Source organism: Vibrio sp. 1874 (assembly GCF_033344395.1).
In the GTDB taxonomy this organism is placed as follows: domain Bacteria; phylum Pseudomonadota; class Gammaproteobacteria; order Enterobacterales; family Vibrionaceae; genus Vibrio; species Vibrio alginolyticus.
Genome location: NZ_JAWPOR010000131.1, coordinates 1 through 1,164 on the forward strand (window position 1 = coordinate 1; position 1,164 = coordinate 1,164).

The 1,164-nt window shown below is 49.1% G+C and carries 2 protein-coding genes; one reads left to right on the forward strand and one right to left on the reverse strand.

Features of this window, described 5'->3' with window-relative positions:
- The coding region (locus R8N46_RS25065) for an alkaline phosphatase family protein (RefSeq protein WP_318189755.1) at positions 1-403 on the forward strand (403 nt) is incomplete at its 5' end.
- Positions 404-485: 82 nt separating this feature from the next.
- On the opposite strand, the gene R8N46_RS25070 is transcribed toward R8N46_RS25065, so the two are convergent.
- Positions 486-1,164, reverse strand: a 679-nt coding sequence (locus R8N46_RS25070) for a DMT family transporter (RefSeq protein WP_318189756.1), incomplete at its 5' end; no start/stop codon positions are given.

Sequence of the window (1,164 nt, forward strand, 5' to 3'; positions counted from 1 at the left end):
AACTGAGAAATTGGTTGCGGCTATCAAGTCTGGTAAGTACGACACAATCATCTGTAACTACCCGAATGCAGATATGGTTGGTCACACTGGTGTTTACGAAGCGGCTGAAAAAGCGATCGAAGCACTAGACGAAAGCGTAGGCAAAGTAGTTGAAGCAATCAAAGAAGTTGGCGGTCAGCTACTGATCACTGCGGACCACGGTAACGCAGAAATGATGATCGACCCTGAAACTGGCGGCGTTCACACTGCACACACTAACCTACCAGTGCCTCTAATCTACGTAGGTGACAAAGCGGTTGAGTTCAAAGAAGGCGGTAAACTGTCTGACCTTGCACCAACAATGCTTTCTCTAGCGGGTCTAGAAATCCCTGCTGAAATGTCTGGTGATGTGCTAGTTAAGTAATTAACTGACGACCCAGAATGACAAAAGCCCGAGTATAAACTCGGGCTTTTTTGTGTCTGGTAATAAGGACTGGTTTGTAAGATTACTGAACCAAAATCCCCGCACCAATCACCGCTAGAGCCGCGCCCAACCAAGCAAATCGGTTTGGTCGGCGTTTAGTGTAAACCCAGAGCAGCGGTAGCAACATAATTGGCGTGGTTGAAGATAGCAGTGCAACCATACCTACGTTCCCTTCGCGCAGCGCGTAAAGAATTAACGTCATACCTACGGCCATCGCGAGAAAGCCATTCAATGCCGTAATGCCAAAAACACGCCAAGTAATGCGCTGGGTGGAGCGAGCAACTTTGACTCCAACGATAAGTAATAAGCAGTGCGCAACGAACGCGCTGATCATTCGAATTGCCGATGCAGCGATTGGGTCGACACTGGTTTGCATGACCGGTTTGGCAATAATGCCACCGAGCGCCTGACATATTGCAGCGGTAAGGCCGAGTGAGACTCCAACCCAAATGTTGCCTTTGATTTCCTCGAGCACATTGTTAGTTTGTCCGCGTCGGCCAAAGAATATCGCCATCACCACACCGCTAAACACCAGTGCAGAACCAAGCAGTTCAATGGCCGTCATGCTTTCGCTAAACAGGAAATAACCTAAGATGGTGGAAAACACGGCATGGCAGGAAAACAACAGGCCCGCTTGCCTTGGCCCCATGCGATTCAAACACGCAAACAGTGCGGTGTCGCCAATGAAGATCCCTATCAAT